Genomic DNA, 20,748 nt, shown 5'->3' on the forward strand with positions numbered 1-20,748 from the left:
AATGATTGTCGTGGAAAAACTGACAAAGCAGTTCAAGGGTCAAGTGGTGCTCAACGGCATCGATCTGGAAGTGAAGGAAGGCGAGGTGGTGGCGATCATCGGGCCTAGCGGCTCGGGTAAAACCACGTTCCTGCGTTGCCTGAATTTCCTGGAAGAACCCACCAGCGGCCGGATCAAGGTCGGTGACATCGAGATCGATGGCAGCCGTCCGCTGAACCAGCAGCAAGGCCTGGTGCGACGTTTACGCCAGCACGTGGGTTTCGTGTTCCAGAACTTCAACCTGTTCCCTCATCGCACCGCCCTGGAAAACGTTATCGAAGGCCCGATCATCGTAAAGAAGATCCCGCACGCCGAAGCCGTTGCCCTGGGTAAAAAGCTGATGGCCAGGGTCGGCCTGGCGGGCAAGGAAGACGCGTACCCGCGTCGCCTTTCCGGTGGTCAGCAACAGCGTGTGGCGATTGCCCGTGCGCTGGCGATGGAGCCGGAAGTGATTCTGTTCGACGAACCTACCTCAGCCCTCGACCCGGAGCTGGTGGGTGAAGTGCTGGCGACCATCCGCAGCCTCGCCGAAGAGCGACGCACCATGGTCATTGTCACCCACGAAATGGGCTTTGCCCGGGACGTGGCGAACCGCGTGGTGTTTTTCGACAAGGGCGTGATCGTCGAACAAGGCGAAGCCAAGGCGCTGTTTGCCAACCCGAAAGAAGAGCGGACAAAGCAGTTTCTCAGCAAGTTTCTGAATAACGCTCACCACTGAAACATCGCCTCACTACTTGTCAACTTCCACGGATGGAAGTGACAACTACCCCTACTAACAAAATCTCTCGCTACGCTCTCTTCGTTTATTCATCCATCTGAACAATAGATAATTTTTTAGAGCTGCGTGCGGTACATATATATGTCCTGCAACAGAATAACCTCGCCTAAAATTCGCCAAACTCGGCGCCATCATCGAACCGTTCCTCGTCGTCAACAATGCAATAAAACCCCATAAACCAAGGCTAAGTTCGGCAGAGTGGTGCGGCTTATTAACTTCAATGCGTAGGAATTTTCTGAATAACACTAGATCCCATACTTAACTAGCCAGCTCTATTGACACCTATTCAAGCGCACTCTTATCTAGTCTCCAACAGGCGTTCAACCTCGCACTCATTCACTATTTAATTTCACACACAGTGAACAGTTTTGTTGCTCGGTAATTCACGCCTTTCGAACTTTCAGAAACGGACTTTCGCTGCAAGGCTTCAAGGAGAAACCCCATGACAAGCACTTCGAACAAACCCGAACTTGCGGCCCCGACCCTGGCGCAATCTCACAAGACCTGCATCAACATCACTTCGGCGGCGCACCTGCTGATCGATGTGGCGCCCTACTCCGGCATGGACGAAGGCGACCTGATCGAACTGTTCTGGGATAACTGCTATGTGGCCTCCAGAGTGCTGACGGCCGACGATGTCGGCCAACCGGTCCAACTGCGTGTGCCCGAAAGCTTCATCGCCAATGGCACCTCGCGCGTTCACTACCGGATCATGCAGATCGGGCAAGGACCAACCCTTTCAGCCATCAGACGGGTGCAAATCAAACTCGACTGCCCCGGCGGCCAACCGTCTGCGCTGTGCGGCGATGAAAACCAGAGTCTGGAGCCCGTGAATATCCCCGAGACCATTCGCCGCCAGGGAGTCAATCCGAACCAGATCAAGCGCGGGGTTCCTTTGACCATCGAGCCTTACCTGAACATGGCTGCCGACGACGAAATCACCCTGCGCTGGGGCGATGTGCGCATGGATCTGCCACGACTCAAGGCCGGCGATGTCGGCCAGCCAATCCAGGTCTGGGTGCCGCCGACGATCATTCTCGAAGCCGGCGAAGACCTGCGGCTGGAAGTGACTTACTGCATCCTCGACCGAGTGGGTAACAACTCCCGCTGGGCACCCCCGCGCCGGCTGAAGATCGGTTGCGCCAATCCCTACTTGAAGGCCCGGCCGAAAGAAATGCTCATGGCCGCCGAACCCCGCAAACACTGAGATCCGTGTAGCAGCTGGCGAAGCCTGCGTTCGGCTGCGTAGCAGTCGTAAATCCTGAGTCCACGATTAACCTGAATGACCGCGACGCCTGATTTCACGACTGCTGCGCAGCCGAACGCAGGCTTCGCCAGCTGCTACATGAATCTGGCGTACCGTCTTCTATGCATATTCCTAAAAGTTAGTTTATTAATTTTTTATACACGCTTAGGGTATATACACCGGACCACCGGACATTCTTGTTTTCGTTCGTCGCAACCATCGCGACGTTTCCATGAGATGTGAGGTAGGTATGGTCCGGAACACAATCACCCCAGTGCAGATCGCCAGGGCATTGCGTGCAGCCAAGGAGCGGCACTGATGTCCAGTCTGGCAGATGCAATCGTCCAGAGTGATCTGGACATCGCCCCCCTGTTGTTGCCCGCGCAGGTCTTGCGCAACGACGCACAAGCCATCAAGGCCGCCCATGAACTGGCGCAAGTCGCCCGTCTGCAAGCAGCCAAACGTGACCAGCAGCGCAAGCTGCCGTGGTCGGAAATCGAACAGTTCACCCGCAGCGGCCTGGGCAGCATTGCCATCCCGCGCGAGTACGGTGGCCCGCAGGTTTCGTTCGTCACCCTTGCCGAAGTCTTCGCGATCATTTCCGCGGCCGACCCGGCACTGGGACAGATCCCGCAGAACCAGTTCGGCATTCTCAACCTGGTGCTCGGCAGCGCCACCGAATCGCAAAAAAAACAGCTGTTCAAAAGCGTGCTCGACGGCTGGCGGATCGGTAACGCCGGACCTGAGCGCGGCACCAAAAACACCCTCGAACTCAAGGCACGAATCACCGCCAGCGGCGACGGCTTCATCCTCAACGGGCAGAAGTTCTATTCCACCGGCGCCCTGTTCGCCCACTGGGTCGCCGTCAAGGCGCTGAACGACGACGGCAAGCAAGTGCTGGCCTTCGTTCGTCGCGGCACTCCTGGCCTGCGCATCGTTGATGACTGGTCGGGCTTCGGCCAACGCACCACCGCCAGCGGCACCATTTTACTCAACAACGTGCAGGTCGACGCCGAGCTGGTGGTGGACAACTGGAAGATCAATGACAGCCCGAACATTCAGGGTGCCGTGTCGCAGCTGATTCAAGCAGCCATTGACGCCGGCATCGCCCGGGGCGCCATCGACGACGCCATCGCGTTCGTGAAAACCCGCGCACGACCGTGGATCGACGCCAAGGTCGAACGGGCCAGCGACGACCTCTATGTGATCGCCGACATTGGCAAATTGAAGATCGAACTACACGCCGCCGAAGCGCTGCTGCGCAAGGCCGGGCAAGTGCTCGATCAGGTCAACGCCGCGCCGCTCACCGCCGAGTCCGCCGCCCGCGCTTCAATTGCCGTGGCCGAAGCCAAAGTGCTGACCACCGAGATCTCGCTGCTGGCCAGCGAAAAGCTTTTCGAACTGGCCGGCAGCCGCGCCACCCTCGCCGAATTCAACCTCGACCGCCACTGGCGCAACGCCCGCGTGCACACGCTGCACGACCCGGTGCGCTGGAAATATCACGCCGTCGGCACCTATCACCTGAACGGCACGCTGCCCGCACGGCACTCCTGGATCTAACGACCAGAACACTTTTGACCAGATCTCTGGAGAAACACATGACTCTTTCTCACCACGTCGCGGTCATAACCAGCGATGAGCAAGCCCTGATCGTCGCCAGTGACCTGGCCGAAGATTTCAAACGCGACAGCGCCCTGCGCGACCGCGAGCGCCGTTTGCCACACCCGGAACTGGAAGTGTTTTCCCGCTCAGGGCTTTGGGGCATCAGCGTGCCAAAAGAATATGGCGGCGCCGGGGTTTCCAACGTCACCCTGGCCAAGGTGATCGCGCTGATCGCCCAAGCTGATGGTTCCCTCGGCCAGATCCCGCAGAACCATTTCTACGCGCTCGAAGTGTTGCGGGTGAATGGCAGCGAAGAGCAGAAAAAGCGCCTGTACGCAGAAGTATTGGCCGGTCAACGCTTCGGCAATGCCCTCGCGGAACTGGGCACCAAAACTGCCCATGACCGCGTCACCAGTCTGACCCCTGATCTGCACGGAGAACGTGACGGCTATCGCATCAACGGCCGTAAGTTCTACGCCACTGGGGCGATTTATGCCCAGCGCATTCCGACGTCGGTGGTGGACGAAAACGGTGTTCAGCAACTCGCTTTCGTCCCTCGTAACGCCAAGGGTCTGACAGTGATCGACGATTGGAGCGGCTTCGGTCAGCGCACCACCGGCAGCGGTTCGGTGGTGTTTGAAGATGTCTACGTCGCCGACGAAGACGTGATCCCGTTTCAGAGCGCGTTCGAGCGCCCGACCACCGTCGGCCCGCTGGCGCAGATCCTCCACGCCGCTATCGACACCGGTATCGCCCGTGCTGCCTATGAAGATGCGCTGCACTTCGTGCGCACCAAGACCCGGCCGTGGATCGATTCCGGCAACGACAAAGCCACCGAAGACCCACTCACCATCAAGAGCTTCGGCCACTTGAGCATTCGTCTGCACGCCGCCGAAGCCTTGCTGGAACGCTCCGGCGAATTCCTCGACAAGGCTCAGGCCAAGACCAACGCCGAGACCGTCGCCGCCGCGTCGATTGCCGTCGCTGAAGCCCGCGCCATCAGCACCGAGATTTCCCTCGCCGCTGGCAGCACGCTGTTTGAACTGGCCGGCAGCCAGGCAACTCTGATCGAACATGGTCTGGACCGTCACTGGCGCAACGCTCGGGTGCACACCCTGCACGACCCGGTGCGCTGGAAATATCACGCCATCGGCAACTACTACCTCAACGATGAAAACCCGCCACTGCGGGGGACCATCTGATGGCCGATGCCAAAAAGAAGATCCTGCTCAACGCGTTCAACATGAACTGCATCGGGCACATCAACCATGGTCTGTGGACACATCCACGGGACACTTCAACCCAATACAAGACGATCGAATACTGGACCGAACTGGCGCAACTGCTGGAGCGTGGACTGTTCGATGGCCTGTTCATCGCTGACATCGTCGGCGTGTACGACGTCTACCAAAACTCGGTGGACGTACCGCTCAAAGAGTCGATCCAACTTCCGGTCAATGACCCGCTGCTGCTGGTCTCGGCCATGGCCGCGGTCACCAAAAACCTTGGCTTCGGTCTCACTGCCAACCTGACTTACGAACCGCCGTATCTGTTCGCCCGACGCCTGTCCACGCTCGATCACCTGAGCCGTGGCCGGGTCGGCTGGAACATCGTCACCGGCTACCTCGACAGCGCCGCCAAAGCCATGGGTTTGAGCGAACAGGTGGAACACGACCGTCGTTACGACCAGGCCGACGAATACCTGCAAGTGCTCTACAAACTCTGGGAAGGCAGTTGGGAAAACGGCGCGGTGCTTAACGATCCGCAGCAGCGGATCTACGCGCAACCGGAGAAGGTGCACAAGGTCGAGCACAAGGGCGAGTTCTATCAGGTCGAGGGTTATCACCTCTGCGAGCCGTCGCCGCAGCGCACACCCGTGCTGTTCCAGGCCGGCAGTTCTGATCGCGGTTTGCTGTTCGCCGGGCGACATGCCGAGTGCGTGTTCATCAGCGGCCAGAACAAACCGTCGACCAAGGTTCAAGTGGACAAGGTGCGCGCCAGTGCCGTCGAGGCCGGGCGCAATCCTGAGGACATCAAGGTGTTCATGGGGCTGAACGTGATTGTCGGCGCCACCGAAGCGCTGGCCTGGGCCAAGCACGCCGAGTACTTGAGCTACGCCAGTGCCGAGGCCGGCGTGGCGCACTTCTCGGCGTCCACCGGGATCGATTTCTCCGAATACGAAATCGACGAACCGATCCAGTACGTGAAGAGCAACGCGATCCAGTCCGCTACCAAAAACCTGCAAAACAACGACTGGACCCGCCGCAAATTACTCGAGCAACACGCGCTGGGTGGCCGCTACATCACCGTGGTGGGTTCGCCTGAGCAAGTCGCCGATGAGCTGGAGTCTTGGATCGCCGAGACCGGGCTGGATGGCTTCAACCTGACGCGAATTGTCACGCCGGAAAGCTATGTGGATTTCATCGACTTGGTGATTCCGGAGTTGCAACGGCGCGGGTCGTACAAGACCGCTTACGACAGCGGCAGCCTGCGAGAAAAACTGTTTCACGGCGAGGCGCATTTGCCTGAGCAACACACTGGCGCGGCCTACCGGCGCTAAAAGCTTCGCGAGCAGGCTCGCACCCACAGGGATTGTGCGACCACTAAAGATCCACTGTGGGAGCGAGCCTGCTCGCGAAGAGGCCCGACCAAACACCACACATTTAATGCACTGACTGGAATAACCATCATGACCAAGAAACTCTTAACTCACCCAGTCAAAGCACTGGCCCTGGCCCTCGGCCTTTTCAGCTCCATCACCTTCGCCGCCGACGCGCCGCTGAAGGTCGGCACCACCGCCGCTTTCGCCATTCCCTTGGAAGCCGCCGTCGAAGAAGCCAAGAAACAAGGCCTGCAAGTCGACCTGGTGGAGTTCAGCGACTGGATCGCGCCCAACGTCAGCCTCGCCGCCGGCGACATTGACGTGAACTACTTCCAGCACGTTCCGTTCCTGGAAAACGCCAAGGCCGCCGCCGGTTTTGACCTGGTGCCGTTCGCGCCGGGAATTATCAACAACGTCGGTCTCTACTCTAAGAAATACAAAAGCTTCGACGAGCTGCCGGAAGGCGCCAGCGTGGCGATCGCCAATGACCCGATCAACAGCGGTCGTGGTTTGCAACTGCTGGCCAAGGCTGGCCTGATCACCCTCAAACCGGGCGTCGGCTACAAAGCCACCGAAGAAGACATCGTCGCCAACCCGAAAAAAATCAAAATCCTGCAGGTCGAAGCCGTGCAACTGGTACGCGCCTATGACGACGCCGATCTAGTTCAGGGTTACCCAGCCTACATTCGCTTGTCGAAGACCTTCGATGCCGGCTCCGCCCTGCTGTTCGACGGCCTCGATCACAAGGAATACGTGATCCAGTTCGTGATCCAGCCGAAAAGCAAAACCGATCCACGCCTGATCAAATTCGTCGACATCTACCAGCATTCGCCGGCCGTTCGTGCCGCGCTGGATAAAGCCCACGGCAAGCTCTACCAAGCCGGTTGGGAAAGCTGAATATGACGGCAGCCACCCAACTGCGACTGGAGATTCCAGAGCCCCACAAAGTCGAACAGACCGAACTGCATCCAACGCTCAACCGCGCTCACGTACGCTTCATCGGTCTGGGCAAAACCTACAACGGCCAGCAAGGTCCGGTTGCCGCGCTGCACGGCATCGACCTGGCGATCCAGCGCGGTGAAGTGTTCGGCATCATCGGCCGCAGCGGCGCCGGCAAGTCGTCGCTGATTCGCACCATCAACCGCCTGGAACAACCGAGCACGGGCCGCGTGCTGATCGATCAGGTCGACATCGGCGAGTTCGATGAAGACCGCCTGGTGGCGCTGCGGCGGCGCATCGGCATGATCTTCCAGCACTTCAACCTGATGTCGGCCAAAACGGTTTGGCAGAACGTCGAGTTGCCGCTGAAAGTCGCCGGTGTGCCAAAGGAAAAACGCGAGCAGAAAGTCCGCGAACTGCTGGAACTGGTGGGCCTGCAAGAGAAACACAAGGCCTACCCGGCACAGCTTTCCGGCGGGCAGAAACAGCGCGTCGGCATCGCTCGGGCACTGGTGCATGACCCGGCGATTCTGCTGTGCGACGAAGCCACTTCGGCGCTGGACCCGGAAACCACGCAATCGATCCTCGGCCTGCTGCGCGAGATCAATCAGCGCCTGGGCCTGACCATCGTGCTGATCACTCACGAGATGGCGGTGATTCGCGATATCTGTGATCGAGTCGTCGTGCTGGAACACGGACGAATCGTCGAGCAAGGCCCGGTCTGGGAAGTCTTTGGCAATCCGCAGCACGAGGTCAGCAAAACCTTGCTGGCGCCGTTGCAACATGGTTTGCCGGAGGAACTGCAAAGCCGCTTGCAGGCACATCCACAGTCCTCGGACGCCGCTGTTGTGCTGCGTTTGCAGTTCACCGGCAGCGCCAGCGACGAGCCAGACTTGGCCGCGTTGTTCAGTGCCCTCGGCGGTCGCGTGCGCTTGCTGCAAGGTGGCGTGGAACGGATTCAGGGCCACGCCCTCGGGCAATTGCTGCTGGCGGTGACCGGTTCGTCCCTCGGCGCAGAGGAATTGCGTCAACGCGCCGGCAACTGGGCGCAACAGGTGGAGGTGCTGGGTTATGTGGTTTGATCGCTTGCTGCAAGGCTTCATCGACACCTTCCTGATGGTCGGCGTGTCGTCATTGATCGCGCTGCTGGCGGGCATTCCGCTGGCGGTGATTCTGGTCACCAGCTCCAAAGGCGGGATCTATGAAGCACCGGCGCTGAACCGCGCGTTGGGCGCATTCGTGAACCTGTTCCGCTCGATTCCGTTTCTGATTTTGATGGTGGCGCTGATTCCGTTTACCCGGCTGATCGTCGGCACCACGTACGGCGTTTGGGCGGCCGTGGTGCCGCTGACCATTGCCGCCACGCCGTTCTTTGCGCGCATCGCCGAAGTCAGTTTGCGGGAGGTCGATCACGGGCTGATCGAAGCGGCGCAGGCGATGGGTTGCCGGCGCTGGCATATCGTTTGGCATGTGTTGTTGCCTGAGGCGTTGCCGGGGATTGTCGGCGGTTTCACCATCACCCTGGTGACCATGATCAACTCATCGGCCATGGCGGGGGCGATTGGTGCCGGCGGGTTGGGAGATATCGCTTATCGGTACGGGTATCAGCGGTTTGATAGCCAGATCATGTTGACGGTGATTGTGTTGCTGGTGGTGTTGGTGGCGGTGATTCAGTTGGGCGGGGATCGGTTGGCCCGGGGTCTCAATAAGCGTTGAGCCTGGCTGAAGTTATTGGTTGTCAGTGATACCGCTTTCGTCGGAACGCCGCCCGGAGCCGGCTCGCTCCCACATTGATCGCGTCGTACACAAATCTTGTGTTCACTGCCGGTCCAGTGTGGGAGCGAGCCTGCTCGCGATGGCTGCGAAGCAGCCTTCTGTCCCATGGCGTATATTCGGCAAATCCCAATTGCCTGCGCAGCCGACCATGAAACAGACTCCCACCGACCTTGAGCAGATCACCTCCACCACCCTGGGGCATTACAACTCGGTGGCTGAAAGTTTTCGCGAAGGGACTCGCGATCATGATGTCAGCCAGAACATTGCTGCGCTGCTGCGGCATGTTCAGGGGGAGGCACCGTTCGACATTCTCGATTTTGGCTGCGGGCCGGGTCGTGATTTGCAAACCTTCACGCGCATGGGCCACACCGCTGTCGGGCTTGATGGCTCGGAGAAGTTTGCGCAGATGGCGCGCGAAGACAGTGGTTGCGAGGTCTGGCAGCAAGATTTTCTGAAGCTGGATTTGCCGGCTGAGCGCTTTGACGGGATCTTCGCCAATGCGGTGTTGTTTCATATTCCGCGTCAGGAATTGCCTCGGGTGTTGAAGGAGTTGCGCGGGGCCCTGAAGCCGGGTGGTGTGTTGTTCAGTTCCAATCCGCGTGGCGAGAATCAGGAGGGGTGGAATGGGCCGCGTTATGGGGCATACCACGATCTTGAGTCGTGGCAGCAATTGCTGACGGCGGCGGGGTTTGTGGAGTTGGAGCATTACTACCGGCCGGCGGGGCTGCCGCGAGAGCAGCAGCCTTGGTTGGCGAGTGTTTGGCGCAAGCTTGCATAGTCTGACAGGACGCCTTCGCGAGCAGGCTCGCTCCCACAGGGAACCGCGTCCGCCTAGACAACTCGGTCAACTGTGGGAGCGAGCTTGCTCCGGGCGGCGTTCCGACGATGAGCGCGCAGCGCTCGCTATTGCGCCTCTTTCTTCGGTTCGCGGATTTTGTACCAGGCCACATAAAGCGCCGGCAAAAACAGCAATGTCAGCAACGTCGCAATAATAATCCCGCCAATCATCGCGTAGGCCATCGGCCCCCAGAACACTTCCCGGGCGATCGGGATCATCCCCAGGCTCGCTGCCGCTGCCGTCAACAGAATCGGCCGGCGACGATGCTCCGTGGCTTGCACCACGGCATCCCACGGCGCATGACCGTCCTTCTCCAGGGCGTCGATCTGCGTCACCAGAATCACCGAGTTGCGGATGATGATGCCGATCAGCGCCAGAATCCCCAGAATCGCCACAAAGCCCATGGGCGTGCCCGTCGGGATCAGCGCTATCACCACGCCAATCAGCCCGAGCGGCGCGACGCTGGCCACCAGGAACAGCTTCTGCACGCTGTGCAACTGGATCATCAGGAAGGTCGCCATCAAAAACAGCATCAACGGCACAACCTTGGCAATTGGCCCCTGGGCCTTGCCGCTTTCCTCCACTGTGCCGCCGGTGGCGACCTTGTAGCCCACCGGCAAACTGGCGGCGAATTTATCGATGTCGGGTTGAAGTTGTTTCACCAGGTCGGTCGGCTGAATCTCATCGCGCACCGCCGCCTTGATGGTGATGGTCGGTTTGCGGTCGCGGCGCCAGACCAGCGGTTGCTCAAGTTCATAACGCACGGAAGCGAACGCCAGCAGCGGAATCGACGTGCCGCCCGGCGTGACGATCTGCAAATTCTGCAGGGTTTCCGGGGTGCCGCGTTCGGCGTCTTCCGCACGCCCCACCACGTCGATCAGGTAGATGTCGTCATCGACCTGAGTCACTGGCACACCGACCACGATGCTGTTCATCAGGTTGGCCACGTCTTCCGACGACAGCCCCAATTGCCGCGCCTTGTCCTGTGCGATGTCGATGCGCAGGACTTTGCCCGGTTCGTTCCAGTCGTAAATGATCTCACCGATGTGCGAGTTTTTATCCAGTTCGGTGGCCAGGGCAATGGCGTGCTTGCGCACCTGATCGATGTCCTTGCCGCTGACCCGGTACTGAATCGGCCGACCCACCGGCGGGCCCATTTCCAGCGCCTGGACGTAGCTGCCGATACCGACAAAATCTTTGCGTAGCCGCTCGCGCAAGCGCTGGCTAAGCGCGTTACGCGATTCCAGCCCTTTACTGACGATGACCAATTGCGCGTAGTACGGGTTCTGCAATTGCTGGTCGAGCGGCAGGTAGAAACGGATCGCACCTTCGCCGATGTAAGTGCTCCAACGCACGATGTCCGGGTCGCCCTTGAGCGTCGCCTCGAGCTTGTCTACCGCCTTGCGGGTTTCGGCGATCGAGGCGTTTTGCGGCAGGTTCAGGTCGACGAGGATTTCCGGGCGGTCCGAGGACGGGAAGAACTGGTTCTGCACGAACTGCATGGAAAACACCGACGCCACAAACAGCGCAACGGTGATGCCGATCGCCCACCAGCGATTGCGCATGGCCCAAAGCAAGCCGTAATTGAACGTCCGACCGATGCGCCCCGGTTCTGCGTCGTGAGGTTTCACGTTGGCGCTGAGGATGTGCACGCCGATCACCGGGGCGAACAGCACTGCGACAATCCACGACACGATCATGGCCACCGCGATCACCGCGAACAGCGTGAAGGTGTACTCGCCGGCCGAGCTCGCGTTCAGGCCGATGGGCACGAAACCGGCCACCGTCACCAACGTACCGGTGAGCATCGGGAACGCGGTCGATGTGTAGGCGAACGTGGCCGCTTGCTCCTTGGTCTCGCCCATTTCCAGGCGCGTGACCATCATCTCGACGGTGATCATCGCGTCGTCCACCAGCAGCCCGAGCGCAATGATCAACGCACCGAGGGAAATCCGCTGCATGGTGATGCCACTGTATTCCATGAAGACGAAGACCATCGCCAGCACCAGCGGGATCGAGCACGCCACCACCAGCCCGGCGCGCACGCCGAGGCTGATGAAGCTAACGATCAGCACGATTACCACCGCTTCAAACAACGCGCTGGTGAAGCCGCCGACGGCTTTTTCCACCACTTCGGCCTGGTCGGAAACGTTGTGCACACCGACGCCCACCGGCAGGTCGGCGGTCAGGTCATTCATGCGCTGGTGCAGCGCCTTGCCGAACGCCTGAATGTTGCCGCCCTTCTTCATCGCAATGGCGAGGCCGATGGCTGGATGGCCGTTAAAGCGGAATTCCGGCGTCGCCGGGTCAACGTAGCCACGGCTGATTTCGGCGACGTCGGCCAAGCGGTAGAAGCGATCGTTGAGTCGCAGGTTGACGTTTTCCAGGTCTTTCTCCGAGGCAAACTGCCCCGTCGTGCGCACGGAAATCCGCTCGGGACCGGCCTCGATTACACCGGCCGGGGTCACCGCGTTTTGCGATTGCAGGCTCTGCACCACCTGACGCTGATCGATGCCCAGCGCCGCCAGTTTGCGAGTGGAGAAGTTCAGGTAGAGGACTTCATCCTGCTCGCCGACCATCTCGACCTTGCCCAGCCCCGGCACTTCGCGGATCTCGGCGCGGACCTGCTCGACGTAATCGCGCAATTGGCGCATCGACAAACCGTCGGCGGTAAAGGCGTACACCGAACCAAACACATCACCGAATTCATCGTTGAACCCCGGCCCTTGCAGGCCTTGTGGGAAGTCGCCGCGAATGTCGTTGATCTTCTTGCGCACCTGATACCAGATTTCCGGGATGTCCTTGGCGCTGGTGGTATCACGCAAGTTAACGAAAACCGTCGACTCGCCGGGGCGGGTGTAGCTTTTCACATAGTCGAGCGAGTCGAGCTCTTCGAGTTTTTTCTCGATCCGGTCAGTGACCTGCTTAAGGGTTTCTTCCTGGGTCGCGCCCGGCCAGCGGGTCTGGATCACCATGGTTTTGATGGTGAACGACGGGTCTTCCTCGCGGCCGAGGTTCATGTACGAGAACACGCCCATCAGCAGCGCGACGAACATCAAATACCAGACAAACGACTGATGTTTGAGGGCCCATTCGGATAAGTTGAAACTCCCTTTCATTGCGGGCTGTCCTCATCGATTTTTACTTTTTGCCCCGGTTTCAGGCTATTCACGCCGGCACTGACCACTCGCTCGCCGGACTTCACACCGTTGGCCAGGACCATCGTTGAATCAGTGCGGCTGATCAGGCTGACGTCTCGCGGGGAAACGGTTTGGGTCTGCGGGTCGATGACCCAGATCCGCGGTTTTCCATCGACCTCCTGGAGCGCGGTCAGGGGCAGTTCGATACGCGGTTTGATCGCAGAGCTGAGGGTCACGCTGATCGCCGTGCCCAGGCGAAACCCCGGTGGCGTGTCGGTCAGTGTCAGGCGGGCGCGACGGGTACGGGTCGCGCTTTGCGCCTGAGGTTCGATTTCGCGAACGATGGCAGTGGTGGTGATGCTTGGGTCGAGCTGGACGGCAACCTGAAACACCACGTCTTCCGGTAACTGGTCGACCAGGGTGTCCGGTAGATCGATCACGGCTTCCTTGATGTCCGGCTGCGCCAGGGTCACCACTTGCTGGCCGGCAGAGACGACTTGCCCGGCTTCGGCGCTCCACGCGGTGACGATGGCTTTGTGGTCGGCGCGCAGTTCGACGTAGTTGAGCTGGTCCTTGGCCTGATCGACCGCAGCCTTCGCTTGATCGAGGGAGGCCTGGGTGGTTTTGAGGTCGGTCTGTGCGATGTCGAGTTGCGCCTGGGCGCCCACGCCGCGATCGAATAACTCTTGCTGACGCCGGGCGTTGGCCTGGGCGTTGATGAGTTGCGCCTGGACGCTGGCCAGATTGCCCTGAGCAGAACGCAACTGGTTCTGCTGATCGGTGGGGTCGAGCGTGGCGAGCAGCGCGCCCTTATCGACTTCGGCACCGACATCGACGTTACGGCTGGCGATACGCCCCGGCACCCGGAACCCGACATTGCTTTCGTAACGGGCCTGGATGCTGCCGGCGAAGCGGCCCAGGCTTTCTTCGTCCAGCGCCTGGACCTTGATCGATAGCACCGGACGCACCGGCTCCGGCGGCGGTTCTTTTTTCGAGCAGGCCACCAGCATCACACCGGCGCACACCAGTAACAGACGCTTCATGGCTGGGCTCCCTCGGCTAAATCCTTATAGGTGTTTTCGGCGATCTCCACCTTCACGCCAGGGTGCAGCAACTGGCCGCCGGCGATGACGACTTTTTCGCCACCCTTCAGGCCTGCGCTGATGATCACTTTGCCAGTCAGGTAGCGGCCGACCGTGACGGTGTGTAGCTGCGCCTTGCCCTCGCCGTCCACCAGCCACACGGCCGGGTCGCTGAGATTTTTGGTCAGTGCCGACCAGGGCAGTTCGACCGCTGATTTGCCCGGCGTCTTCGCCGTGGCACTCACCACCGAGCCGAGCTGCATGCCTTCCGGTAGTCCGTTGAGAGTGACTTTGACCTGCACCGTGCCGGTCTGCGCGGAGACGGCCGGGGTGATTTCCCGAACACTGCCGGTGGTTTTGATCGCGGGGTTGTCGAGCAGGCTTACGACCACCGTTTTGCCTTCTGGCGGCTCTGTCAGCAGCGATTCGTAGACGTTGAACACCGCGTCGCGCTCGCCGTCCCGGGCCAGGCTGAAAATCGGCACGGTGGCCTGCACCACCTGGCCAACCTCGGCCTGACGCGCGGTAATCACCCCCGGCGCGTCGGCGACCAACGCGGTGTAGCTCAGTTGTTCACGGGCGTTGGCCAGTTGCGCCTGGGCCGCCGTCAGGGCGCTTTGGCTGCTGCGCAAGGCGGCTTGGGCGGAATCGAACTCGCTCTGGCTGGTGTAGCCCTTGGGCAGGAGTTTTTGCTGGCGAACGAAAGCGGCGGCGGTCTGTTTGACTCGGGCCTGTTCGGCAACAACCTGCGCCTGAGCCGAGTCGACGCTGGTTTGCAGGTCCTTGGGATCGAGTTTTGCCAGAACCTGTTTGGCCGAAACCCGATCACCGACATCGACTGCACGCTGAATGATCTTGCCGGCAACGCGGAACGACAGGTCGGTCTGGACCCGTGCCTGAACATCACCGGTCAGGGTCACCGTCGCCGCGTAATCCGCCGATTTGACCTCTTGCACGAACACCCGAGGGCGGTCCTTCTCGACCGGTTTTTTATCGCCACAGGCGCTCAGCAGGACAAGGAGGCTCAGGCCAACCACTGTTTTCAATCCGGGACCTACCATGCAGACTCCTTTGCGTTGTACGTTCGTGCCAATGGCGATACGACTGTGAGCTTAGAACAGGGTTCCAAGGGTGCGCCTCACGGTTTGAAATAAAGCCTGGCGCACGATGACGTCGACAATAAGGCAGAATCGCGCACCACGCAGCAGGAAGCTTCCCATGCTCAAAACCCTCGCGGTGGCCAATTACCGCTCGATCAATAAATTGGTGATTCCACTGGGCAGGTTGAACCTGATCACCGGCCCCAACGGCAGCGGCAAATCCAACCTCTACCGCGCGCTGCGCCTGCTGGCGGAAACCGCTCAGGGCGGCGTGGTCAATGCGTTGGCCCGCGAGGGTGGGCTGGATTCGACCTTCTGGGCCGGGCCGGAAAACATCAGCCGACGCATGCGTAATGGCGAAGTCCCGATCGAGGCGACCGTTCGACACGGCGCAGTACGCCTGCGTCTGGGGTTTGCCGGGGAAGATTTCAGCTATTCGATTGCCTTGGGCCTGCCGGCACCGACGCGCTCGTACTTTGCCCTGGACCCGGAAATCAAAAAAGAATGCATCTGGTCCGGGCCGTTCTACCGCTCTGCCAGCCTGCTGGTGGACCGCGAAGGCCCGATGATCCGCGCTCGCGAAGGTCGCAGCTGGGAAGTACTGACCCAGCACACGCCGAATTTCGACAGCCTGTTCGATCAGGTCGGCAGCTTGCGTACCTCACCGGAAGTCCTGCAACTGCGCGAGTTCATCCGCCGTTGGCGCTTCTACGATCACTTTCGCAGCGACGCCGATGCGCCGGTTCGCCAACCTCAATTGGGCACCCGTACGCCGGTATTGCATCACGACGGCCGCGACCTCGCCGCTGCGTTGCAAACCATCCGCGAAATCGGCGATCCGGAGGCTTTGCAGACCGCGATCAGCGACGCGTTCCCCGGGGCGCGCTTGAATATCGAGCAGTTGCAGGGCGGACGGTTTGCCATCGAGTTTTATCAGGAAGGGTTGTTGCGGCCGTTATCAGCGGCCGAGCTGTCGGACGGGACGTTGCGGTATTTGTTGCTGGTGGCGGCGCTGTTGACGCCTCGGTCACCGACGTTGATGGTGCTGAACGAGCCGGAAACCAGTTTGCACCCGGACCTGTTGCCCGCGTTGGCGCGGTTGATTATCCGGGCGTCAGAGCAGTGTCAGGTGTGGGTGGTTTCTCATGCGCGGCGGTTGATCTCGGCGTTGCAGGAGGATCCGGAGTGCAATTGCATTGTGCTGGAGAAGACATTGGGCCAGACCGGGATTGTCGGGCAGCGGATGCTGGATGAGCCGGCGTGGTATTGGCCGGATTGAGCGGCGCCTGATAGGCCACTTTCGCGAGCAAGCCCGCTCCCACAGTTGACCGAGTTGTCTCGGCGGACACGATCTAATGTGGGAGCGGGCTTGCTCGCGAAGGCGATCGAAAGATCACAACATCGGTCAGGTCATCACCCCTGCCACTTCCCACCCTCGACAATCACGCTCTCAGGCTTGGTGTCATCGCTCAGCTCTTTACGCACATATTGGTCATACAGTTTGAGCAAAAACTTCTCTTCACCCAGCTTCGCCAACTCGGCATTCACCCAATCACGCAGCTCGATATTGCCCTTCTTCACCGCCGACGCAATCGGCGCTTCAGCGCCCAACGTCTGGGTCAGCACGCGATAGCCAGGGTTCTGCTTCGCCCAGCTGAACAGCACCAGATTGTCCTGCGCATACGCATCGCCGCGCCCATTGGCCAACGCTTGCAGAGATTCAGAGTTTTTCTCGAACTTGAGCAGTTTCCAGTCCGGATGATTCTTGGTCAGCCAGATATCGGCCGTAGTGCCGGTGGTGACGATGGTGGTGCGAGTCGCCAGGTCATCAAGGTTTTTCACCGAACTGGCCTGCGGCACCAACGCCTGCACCGCCACCTTAAGATTCGGATTGGTGAATTCCACCGCTTCCTTGCGCTCGGGGGTAACGGTCATGTTGGCCAGGATCAAATCGACCTTGTCACTTTGCAGGAACGGAATCCGGCTCGCCGGTTCTACCGCGACGAACTCGACCTTGTTCTCATCGCCCAGCAGATCTTTGGCGAATTGACGGCCGATGTCGGTATCGAATCCGACGTAACGCCCGGCTTCATTGACGAAACCAAACGGCGGTTTATCGGTGAAGACACCGACGATCAACTTGTCCCGGGCTTTGATTTTTTCCAGATAGCTGTCACTGGTGGCCGCCGGTTTGGCGGGTTCTTCGGTTTTGTTGCAACCGGCCAGCAACGCGAGGCCGAGCAGCGGGAGTAGCAGCAGAGAAGACTTGGCAGTTTTCATAGCAGTTCCAGTTCCTTTGTTTGAGTCGTTTTGGGTAGTGCGGCGACGTAGGAGAACTTCTCCAGGAACTGCTGCGCTCGTGCGGTTTGCGGGTTCGTAAAGAAAATCTCGGGAGGGTTTTGCTCAAGGATTCGCCCGGCATCCATGAACACAATGCGGTCAGCCACGGCACGGGCGAAGGCCATTTCATGGGTGACGATCAATAGGGTCATGCCCTCGCGGGCCAGGCCCTGGATGACTTCCAGCACTTCCTTGACCATTTCCGGGTCGAGGGCGGCGGTGACTTCATCGAACAACATGACGTTCGGGTTCATGCACAGCGAACGGACGATGGCGATGCGTTGCTGCTGGCCACCGGAGAGCTGACGCGGGAAGGCATCGCGCTTGTCCGAAAGGCCCACGCGCTCAAGCAACGCTTCAGCCTGGGCACGGGCCTCGCGACGGTCGCGCTTTTGCACTTTGACCGGGCCGAGCAGCAGGTTGTCGAGCACGCTCATGTGCGGGAACAGGTGATAACTCTGGAACACCATGCCGATCTGCTGCCGTACTTCGCGCCAGTCTGTGGCCTTGTCCAGCAACTCACGACCGGCAAAATTCAAGCTACCGCTGTGGGCGATTTCAAGACCGTTCAGGCAACGCAGCAAGGTGCTTTTACCGCAGCCGCTGGGGCCGAGGATGACGATCACTTCGCCTGACTTCACTTGCAGGTCGATCTCTTTGAGCACCTGCTGCTCACCGAAAAACTTGTTGAAACCCTTGAACTCGATCAATGCGCTCATGCTTGCGTCCAGCGCCGCTCCAGCACGCGCGAGGCGGCCGAGAGCGGGTAGCAGATGAAAAAGAAAAACAGGAACAGTGCGCCGTAGATCAGCACCGATTCGTAGGTGCGTTCGATGATCTGCTGGCCGACCTTGATCACGTCGACCACGCCAATCAGCACCGCCAACGAGCTGGTCTTGATGATCCGCGTGTAGACGTTGATGGTCGGCGGCGTCATGCGTTTCAGCGCCTGGGGCAACAGCACGTAGCCGTAGAGTTGCGGGCCGTTCAGGCCGATCGACAACCCTGCCTCACGCTGACCACGCGGCAACGAGTGCAACGCACCGCGCACCACTTCGCCGACTTCGCTGGCGCCCCACAACGACAACACCAGCACTGCGCACCAGAAACTCGGAATGCTCAGGCCGAAGAAAATCGGCAGACCGAAGAACAGCAAATACAGCCAGACCAACACTGGGATGGCCCGGAACAGTTCCAGATAAACGCGCAGGATTGCGTTCAGCCATTTCGAATTCAGCGTGCGCAAAACGCCATAGAGCACGCCGCCAACGGTGCTGATGGCGATGCTCAGGAAAGAGATCGACAAGGTTTGCGCAGCGCCCTTGCCCAGTGGCGGCAACGACACCCACAGCAATTCAAGACCCGAACTGGCCATGCTGGAGCCTCCTTTCCAGGCGGCTGAGCAATAGCGACAGCGGTAGAAACAACAGCACGCAAATCAGCGTCAGCACGGCGAGCATTTCGTAGGTTTTGTAGTAGAGCGCGATGTAGCTTTTGGTGGTGTAGAGAATCTCCGGCACCGCCACCGCCGAGACCACGGTGGTTTCCTTGAGCAGGAAAATGAAATTGGCGAACAGCGACGGCAGGCTGAGGATGCCGGCTTGCGGCAGGATCACGTAGCGCAGCAATTGCCCGTGGGACAGGCCAATGGAGCGGCCGGACTCGAGCTGCGCCTGTGGCACCGCGTCGACGCCGGCACGCAGCACTTCGGTGAGGTAGGCGCCGCCGAGGAAGGTCATGGTGATGATCGCCGCCGCAAAGCCCGAGACCTTGATACCTAAAGCCGGCAAGGCGAAGTAGACGAAGAACAGTTGAATCAACAGCGGGGTGTTGCGCGCCAGTTCCACATACAGCCCGACCAGGCGCTGCAAGTAAGCCGTGCGGAACACCAGAATCGTCGCGTTGATCAGCGCCACCAGCAACGACGTGCCAATGGCGATAAAGCCGACCTGCAGCGTCACGCCCACGGCGTTAAGAAACGCCGGCAAGGTGCTGAGGATAAATGCGTAATCGAAGTTCATTGAACATCCTGGACGCCGCAGGGTGAGCGACGGTGGTGCAGTCCATGGGCGGTGGATAACTACCCGGCAGGCACCGACTTTAAAGGTATAAAAAGAAGAATTTAAATACCGTTAAAGCATATTGATATCACGCAAAAAACTATCCTCCGCATTTGCTGTGGCGGCGGAAGACGACTATTTTTCTTTGCGCTGTAGGAAGGATCTTTTTTTCAGAATCCCCCTCCAAGGATGCACAGCTTTTGGCCAGACTCCCCGGCCGAACCATCACAAGGAAGAGAAAAATGGCTGACGCAAAAGTGCCACAGCGGCTGGATCCGCAGGACATCGTGAAGTTGTTGATGGCGTTGCGCAGGGCGTTGAAGGCCGGGGTGGCCTGAACCTTTAAGCTTGGCGCAATAAAAAAACGCCGACGCTATACCAGCCGTCGGCGTTTGAAACCTTGAAGGGGTTTACCTCGCGAATCAGAACGCCGGCAATACCGCGCCGCTGTACTTCTTCTCGATGAATGCTTTCACTTCAGGACTGGTCAAGGCCTTGGCCAGTTTCTGGATGGCAACGCTGTCCTTGTTGTCCGGACGAGCCACCAGGAAGTTCACGTAAGGCGAATCTGCACCTTCGATCACCAGCGCGTCTTTAGCCGGGTTCAGACCTGCTTCCAGCGCGTAGTTGGTGTTGATCATGTCCAGGTCGACCTGGTCCAGAACACGCGGCAGCATGGCCGATTCCAATTCCTTGAACTTGAAGTTGTGCGGGTTCTTGGCGATGTCTTTAGGGGTGGCCAGAGCGTTTTTCGGGTCCTTCAACTCGATCAGGCCAGCCTTCTGCAGCAGGATCAGGGCGCGGCCGCTGTTGCTGCCTTCGTTGGGGATAGCGATGGTTGCGCCGTCTTTCAGCTCAGCCAGGGTTTTGACTTTCTTCGAGTAGCCGCCGAAGGGTTCGACGTGCACGCCGATCACGGTCACCAGGTGGGTGCCTTTGCCTTCGTTGAAGCTCTTCAGGTACGGCAGGGTCTGGAAGTAGTTGGCGTCCAGACGCTTCTGATCGACCTGTACGTTCGGCTGAACGTAGTCGGTGAAGACTTTGATTTCCAGGTCCACGCCTTCTTTGGCGAGGGTGGGTTTGATCAGTTCCAGAATCTCGGCGTGTGGAACCGGGGTCGCCGCAACTACCAGTTTCTCGCCAGCCTGGGCCAGGCCCGCGGTCAGGGCAGCCGCCAATGCGGTGAACAACAGAACCTTTTTCATG

General features: G+C 59.7%; 18 protein-coding genes. 10 read left to right on the forward strand and 8 right to left on the reverse strand.

Annotated features, from left to right (window positions below; translation table 11 throughout):
* The first annotated feature begins 1 nt into the window (after position 1).
* The 9 genes from tcyN (at position 2) to ASC74_RS27250 (ending at position 9,760) form a co-directional block, all read left to right on the forward strand.
* Positions 2–757, forward strand: a complete 756-nt coding sequence (tcyN, locus tag ASC74_RS27210; protein WP_056745630.1) for an L-cystine ABC transporter ATP-binding protein TcyN — start codon at positions 2–4, stop codon at positions 755–757.
* Positions 758–1,259: 502 nt separating this feature from the next.
* Positions 1,260–2,024 (forward strand): hypothetical protein, encoded by a 765-nt coding sequence (locus tag ASC74_RS27215; protein ID WP_056745631.1) that lies wholly within the window; start codon positions 1,260–1,262, stop codon positions 2,022–2,024.
* A gap of 357 nt (positions 2,025–2,381) precedes the next feature.
* Complete coding sequence (locus ASC74_RS27220; protein WP_056745633.1) at positions 2,382–3,623, forward strand: SfnB family sulfur acquisition oxidoreductase; 1,242 nt, start codon at positions 2,382–2,384, stop codon at positions 3,621–3,623.
* A gap of 38 nt (positions 3,624–3,661) precedes the next feature.
* The gene (locus ASC74_RS27225) at positions 3,662–4,867 is read left to right on the forward strand and encodes an SfnB family sulfur acquisition oxidoreductase (RefSeq protein ID WP_056745635.1); all 1,206 of its coding nucleotides are present in this window, start codon (positions 3,662–3,664) and stop codon (positions 4,865–4,867) included.
* Positions 4,867–6,225, forward strand: coding sequence for an LLM class flavin-dependent oxidoreductase (locus ASC74_RS27230; protein ID WP_056745637.1), 1,359 nt, complete (start codon positions 4,867–4,869; stop codon positions 6,223–6,225). Before ASC74_RS27225 ends, ASC74_RS27230 begins: the two co-directional genes overlap by 1 nt.
* Before the next feature lie 129 nt (positions 6,226–6,354).
* Positions 6,355–7,164, forward strand: a complete 810-nt coding sequence (locus tag ASC74_RS27235) for a MetQ/NlpA family ABC transporter substrate-binding protein (RefSeq protein ID WP_056745639.1) — start codon at positions 6,355–6,357, stop codon at positions 7,162–7,164.
* 2 nt (positions 7,165–7,166) lie between these two features.
* Complete coding sequence (locus ASC74_RS27240; protein WP_056745641.1) at positions 7,167–8,288, forward strand: methionine ABC transporter ATP-binding protein; 1,122 nt, start codon at positions 7,167–7,169, stop codon at positions 8,286–8,288.
* A complete protein-coding gene (locus tag ASC74_RS27245) occupies positions 8,278–8,922 on the forward strand; it encodes a methionine ABC transporter permease (protein ID WP_030128490.1) in 645 nt (214 codons plus the stop codon). Before ASC74_RS27240 ends, ASC74_RS27245 begins: the two co-directional genes overlap by 11 nt.
* 208 nt (positions 8,923–9,130) lie before the next feature.
* Positions 9,131–9,760, forward strand: coding sequence for a class I SAM-dependent methyltransferase (locus tag ASC74_RS27250; protein WP_056745797.1), 630 nt, complete (start codon positions 9,131–9,133; stop codon positions 9,758–9,760).
* A gap of 125 nt (positions 9,761–9,885) precedes the next feature.
* Here ASC74_RS27250 and ASC74_RS27255 read toward each other — a convergent pair whose 3' ends face one another.
* The 3 genes from ASC74_RS27255 to ASC74_RS27265 are packed head-to-tail and all read right to left on the reverse strand — an operon-like array spanning position 9,886 to position 15,103.
* Positions 9,886–12,939: an efflux RND transporter permease subunit gene (locus tag ASC74_RS27255; RefSeq protein ID WP_056745643.1), complete on the reverse strand. Its 3,054-nt coding sequence runs from the start codon at positions 12,937–12,939 to the stop codon at positions 9,886–9,888.
* On the reverse strand, positions 12,936–14,003 hold the full coding sequence (locus tag ASC74_RS27260; protein WP_056745645.1) for an efflux RND transporter periplasmic adaptor subunit: 1,068 nt from the start codon (positions 14,001–14,003) through the stop codon (positions 12,936–12,938). Before ASC74_RS27260 ends, ASC74_RS27255 begins: the two co-directional genes overlap by 4 nt.
* Positions 14,000–15,103 (reverse strand): efflux RND transporter periplasmic adaptor subunit, encoded by a 1,104-nt coding sequence (locus ASC74_RS27265; protein WP_056745647.1) that lies wholly within the window; start codon positions 15,101–15,103, stop codon positions 14,000–14,002. The genes ASC74_RS27260 and ASC74_RS27265 overlap by 4 nt, the downstream gene beginning before the upstream one ends.
* Before the next feature lie 157 nt (positions 15,104–15,260).
* On the opposite strand from ASC74_RS27265, the gene ASC74_RS27270 reads away from it, so the two are divergent.
* A complete protein-coding gene (locus tag ASC74_RS27270) occupies positions 15,261–16,421 on the forward strand; it encodes an AAA family ATPase (protein WP_056745649.1) in 1,161 nt (386 codons plus the stop codon).
* A 134-nt stretch (positions 16,422–16,555) separates the two neighbouring features.
* On the opposite strand, the gene ASC74_RS27275 is transcribed toward ASC74_RS27270, so the two are convergent.
* The 5 genes from ASC74_RS27275 to ASC74_RS27295 form a co-directional block, all read right to left on the reverse strand.
* Positions 16,556–17,422, reverse strand: a complete 867-nt coding sequence (locus ASC74_RS27275) for a transporter substrate-binding domain-containing protein (RefSeq protein WP_056745651.1) — start codon at positions 17,420–17,422, stop codon at positions 16,556–16,558.
* Positions 17,419–18,201 carry an amino acid ABC transporter ATP-binding protein gene (locus tag ASC74_RS27280; protein ID WP_056745654.1) on the reverse strand — a complete coding sequence of 261 codons (783 nt, stop codon included), beginning with the start codon at positions 18,199–18,201 and terminating at the stop codon, positions 17,419–17,421. Before ASC74_RS27280 ends, ASC74_RS27275 begins: the two co-directional genes overlap by 4 nt.
* Positions 18,198–18,857, reverse strand: coding sequence for an amino acid ABC transporter permease (locus ASC74_RS27285; RefSeq protein ID WP_056745655.1), 660 nt, complete (start codon positions 18,855–18,857; stop codon positions 18,198–18,200). Before ASC74_RS27285 ends, ASC74_RS27280 begins: the two co-directional genes overlap by 4 nt.
* On the reverse strand, positions 18,838–19,503 hold the full coding sequence (locus tag ASC74_RS27290; RefSeq protein WP_056745657.1) for an amino acid ABC transporter permease: 666 nt from the start codon (positions 19,501–19,503) through the stop codon (positions 18,838–18,840). Before ASC74_RS27290 ends, ASC74_RS27285 begins: the two co-directional genes overlap by 20 nt.
* A gap of 461 nt (positions 19,504–19,964) precedes the next feature.
* Positions 19,965–20,747: a MetQ/NlpA family ABC transporter substrate-binding protein gene (locus tag ASC74_RS27295; RefSeq protein ID WP_033058537.1), complete on the reverse strand. Its 783-nt coding sequence runs from the start codon at positions 20,745–20,747 to the stop codon at positions 19,965–19,967.
* Position 20,748: the final 1 nt, after the last annotated feature.

This window comes from Pseudomonas sp. Root329 (assembly GCF_001424925.1).
In the GTDB taxonomy this organism is placed as follows: domain Bacteria; phylum Pseudomonadota; class Gammaproteobacteria; order Pseudomonadales; family Pseudomonadaceae; genus Aquipseudomonas; species Aquipseudomonas arabinosi.

Excerpts from the sequence above, each read along its gene's own strand:
- ASC74_RS27240 (WP_056745641.1), top strand. The coding sequence starts at position 7,167 with ATGACGGCAGCCACCCAACTGCGACTGGAGATTCCAGAGCCCCACAAA.
- ASC74_RS27250 (WP_056745797.1), top strand. The coding sequence starts at position 9,131 with ATGAAACAGACTCCCACCGACCTTGAGCAGATCACCTCCACCACCCTG.
- ASC74_RS27245 (WP_030128490.1), top strand. The coding sequence starts at position 8,278 with ATGTGGTTTGATCGCTTGCTGCAAGGCTTCATCGACACCTTCCTGATG.
- ASC74_RS27290 (WP_056745657.1), bottom strand. The coding sequence starts at position 19,503 with ATGAACTTCGATTACGCATTTATCCTCAGCACCTTGCCGGCGTTTCTT.
- ASC74_RS27280 (WP_056745654.1), bottom strand. The coding sequence starts at position 18,201 with ATGAGCGCATTGATCGAGTTCAAGGGTTTCAACAAGTTTTTCGGTGAG.
- tcyN (WP_056745630.1), top strand. The coding sequence starts at position 2 with ATGATTGTCGTGGAAAAACTGACAAAGCAGTTCAAGGGTCAAGTGGTG.
- ASC74_RS27270 (WP_056745649.1), top strand. The coding sequence starts at position 15,261 with ATGCTCAAAACCCTCGCGGTGGCCAATTACCGCTCGATCAATAAATTG.
- ASC74_RS27260 (WP_056745645.1), bottom strand. The coding sequence starts at position 14,003 with ATGAAGCGTCTGTTACTGGTGTGCGCCGGTGTGATGCTGGTGGCCTGC.
- ASC74_RS27215 (WP_056745631.1), top strand. The coding sequence starts at position 1,260 with ATGACAAGCACTTCGAACAAACCCGAACTTGCGGCCCCGACCCTGGCG.
- ASC74_RS27230 (WP_056745637.1), top strand. The coding sequence starts at position 4,867 with ATGGCCGATGCCAAAAAGAAGATCCTGCTCAACGCGTTCAACATGAAC.
- ASC74_RS27235 (WP_056745639.1), top strand. The coding sequence starts at position 6,355 with ATGACCAAGAAACTCTTAACTCACCCAGTCAAAGCACTGGCCCTGGCC.
- ASC74_RS27295 (WP_033058537.1), bottom strand. The coding sequence starts at position 20,747 with ATGAAAAAGGTTCTGTTGTTCACCGCATTGGCGGCTGCCCTGACCGCG.
- ASC74_RS27225 (WP_056745635.1), top strand. The coding sequence starts at position 3,662 with ATGACTCTTTCTCACCACGTCGCGGTCATAACCAGCGATGAGCAAGCC.
- ASC74_RS27255 (WP_056745643.1), bottom strand. The coding sequence starts at position 12,939 with ATGAAAGGGAGTTTCAACTTATCCGAATGGGCCCTCAAACATCAGTCG.
- ASC74_RS27275 (WP_056745651.1), bottom strand. The coding sequence starts at position 17,422 with ATGAAAACTGCCAAGTCTTCTCTGCTGCTACTCCCGCTGCTCGGCCTC.
- ASC74_RS27220 (WP_056745633.1), top strand. The coding sequence starts at position 2,382 with ATGTCCAGTCTGGCAGATGCAATCGTCCAGAGTGATCTGGACATCGCC.
- ASC74_RS27285 (WP_056745655.1), bottom strand. The coding sequence starts at position 18,857 with ATGGCCAGTTCGGGTCTTGAATTGCTGTGGGTGTCGTTGCCGCCACTG.
- ASC74_RS27265 (WP_056745647.1), bottom strand. The coding sequence starts at position 15,103 with ATGGTAGGTCCCGGATTGAAAACAGTGGTTGGCCTGAGCCTCCTTGTC.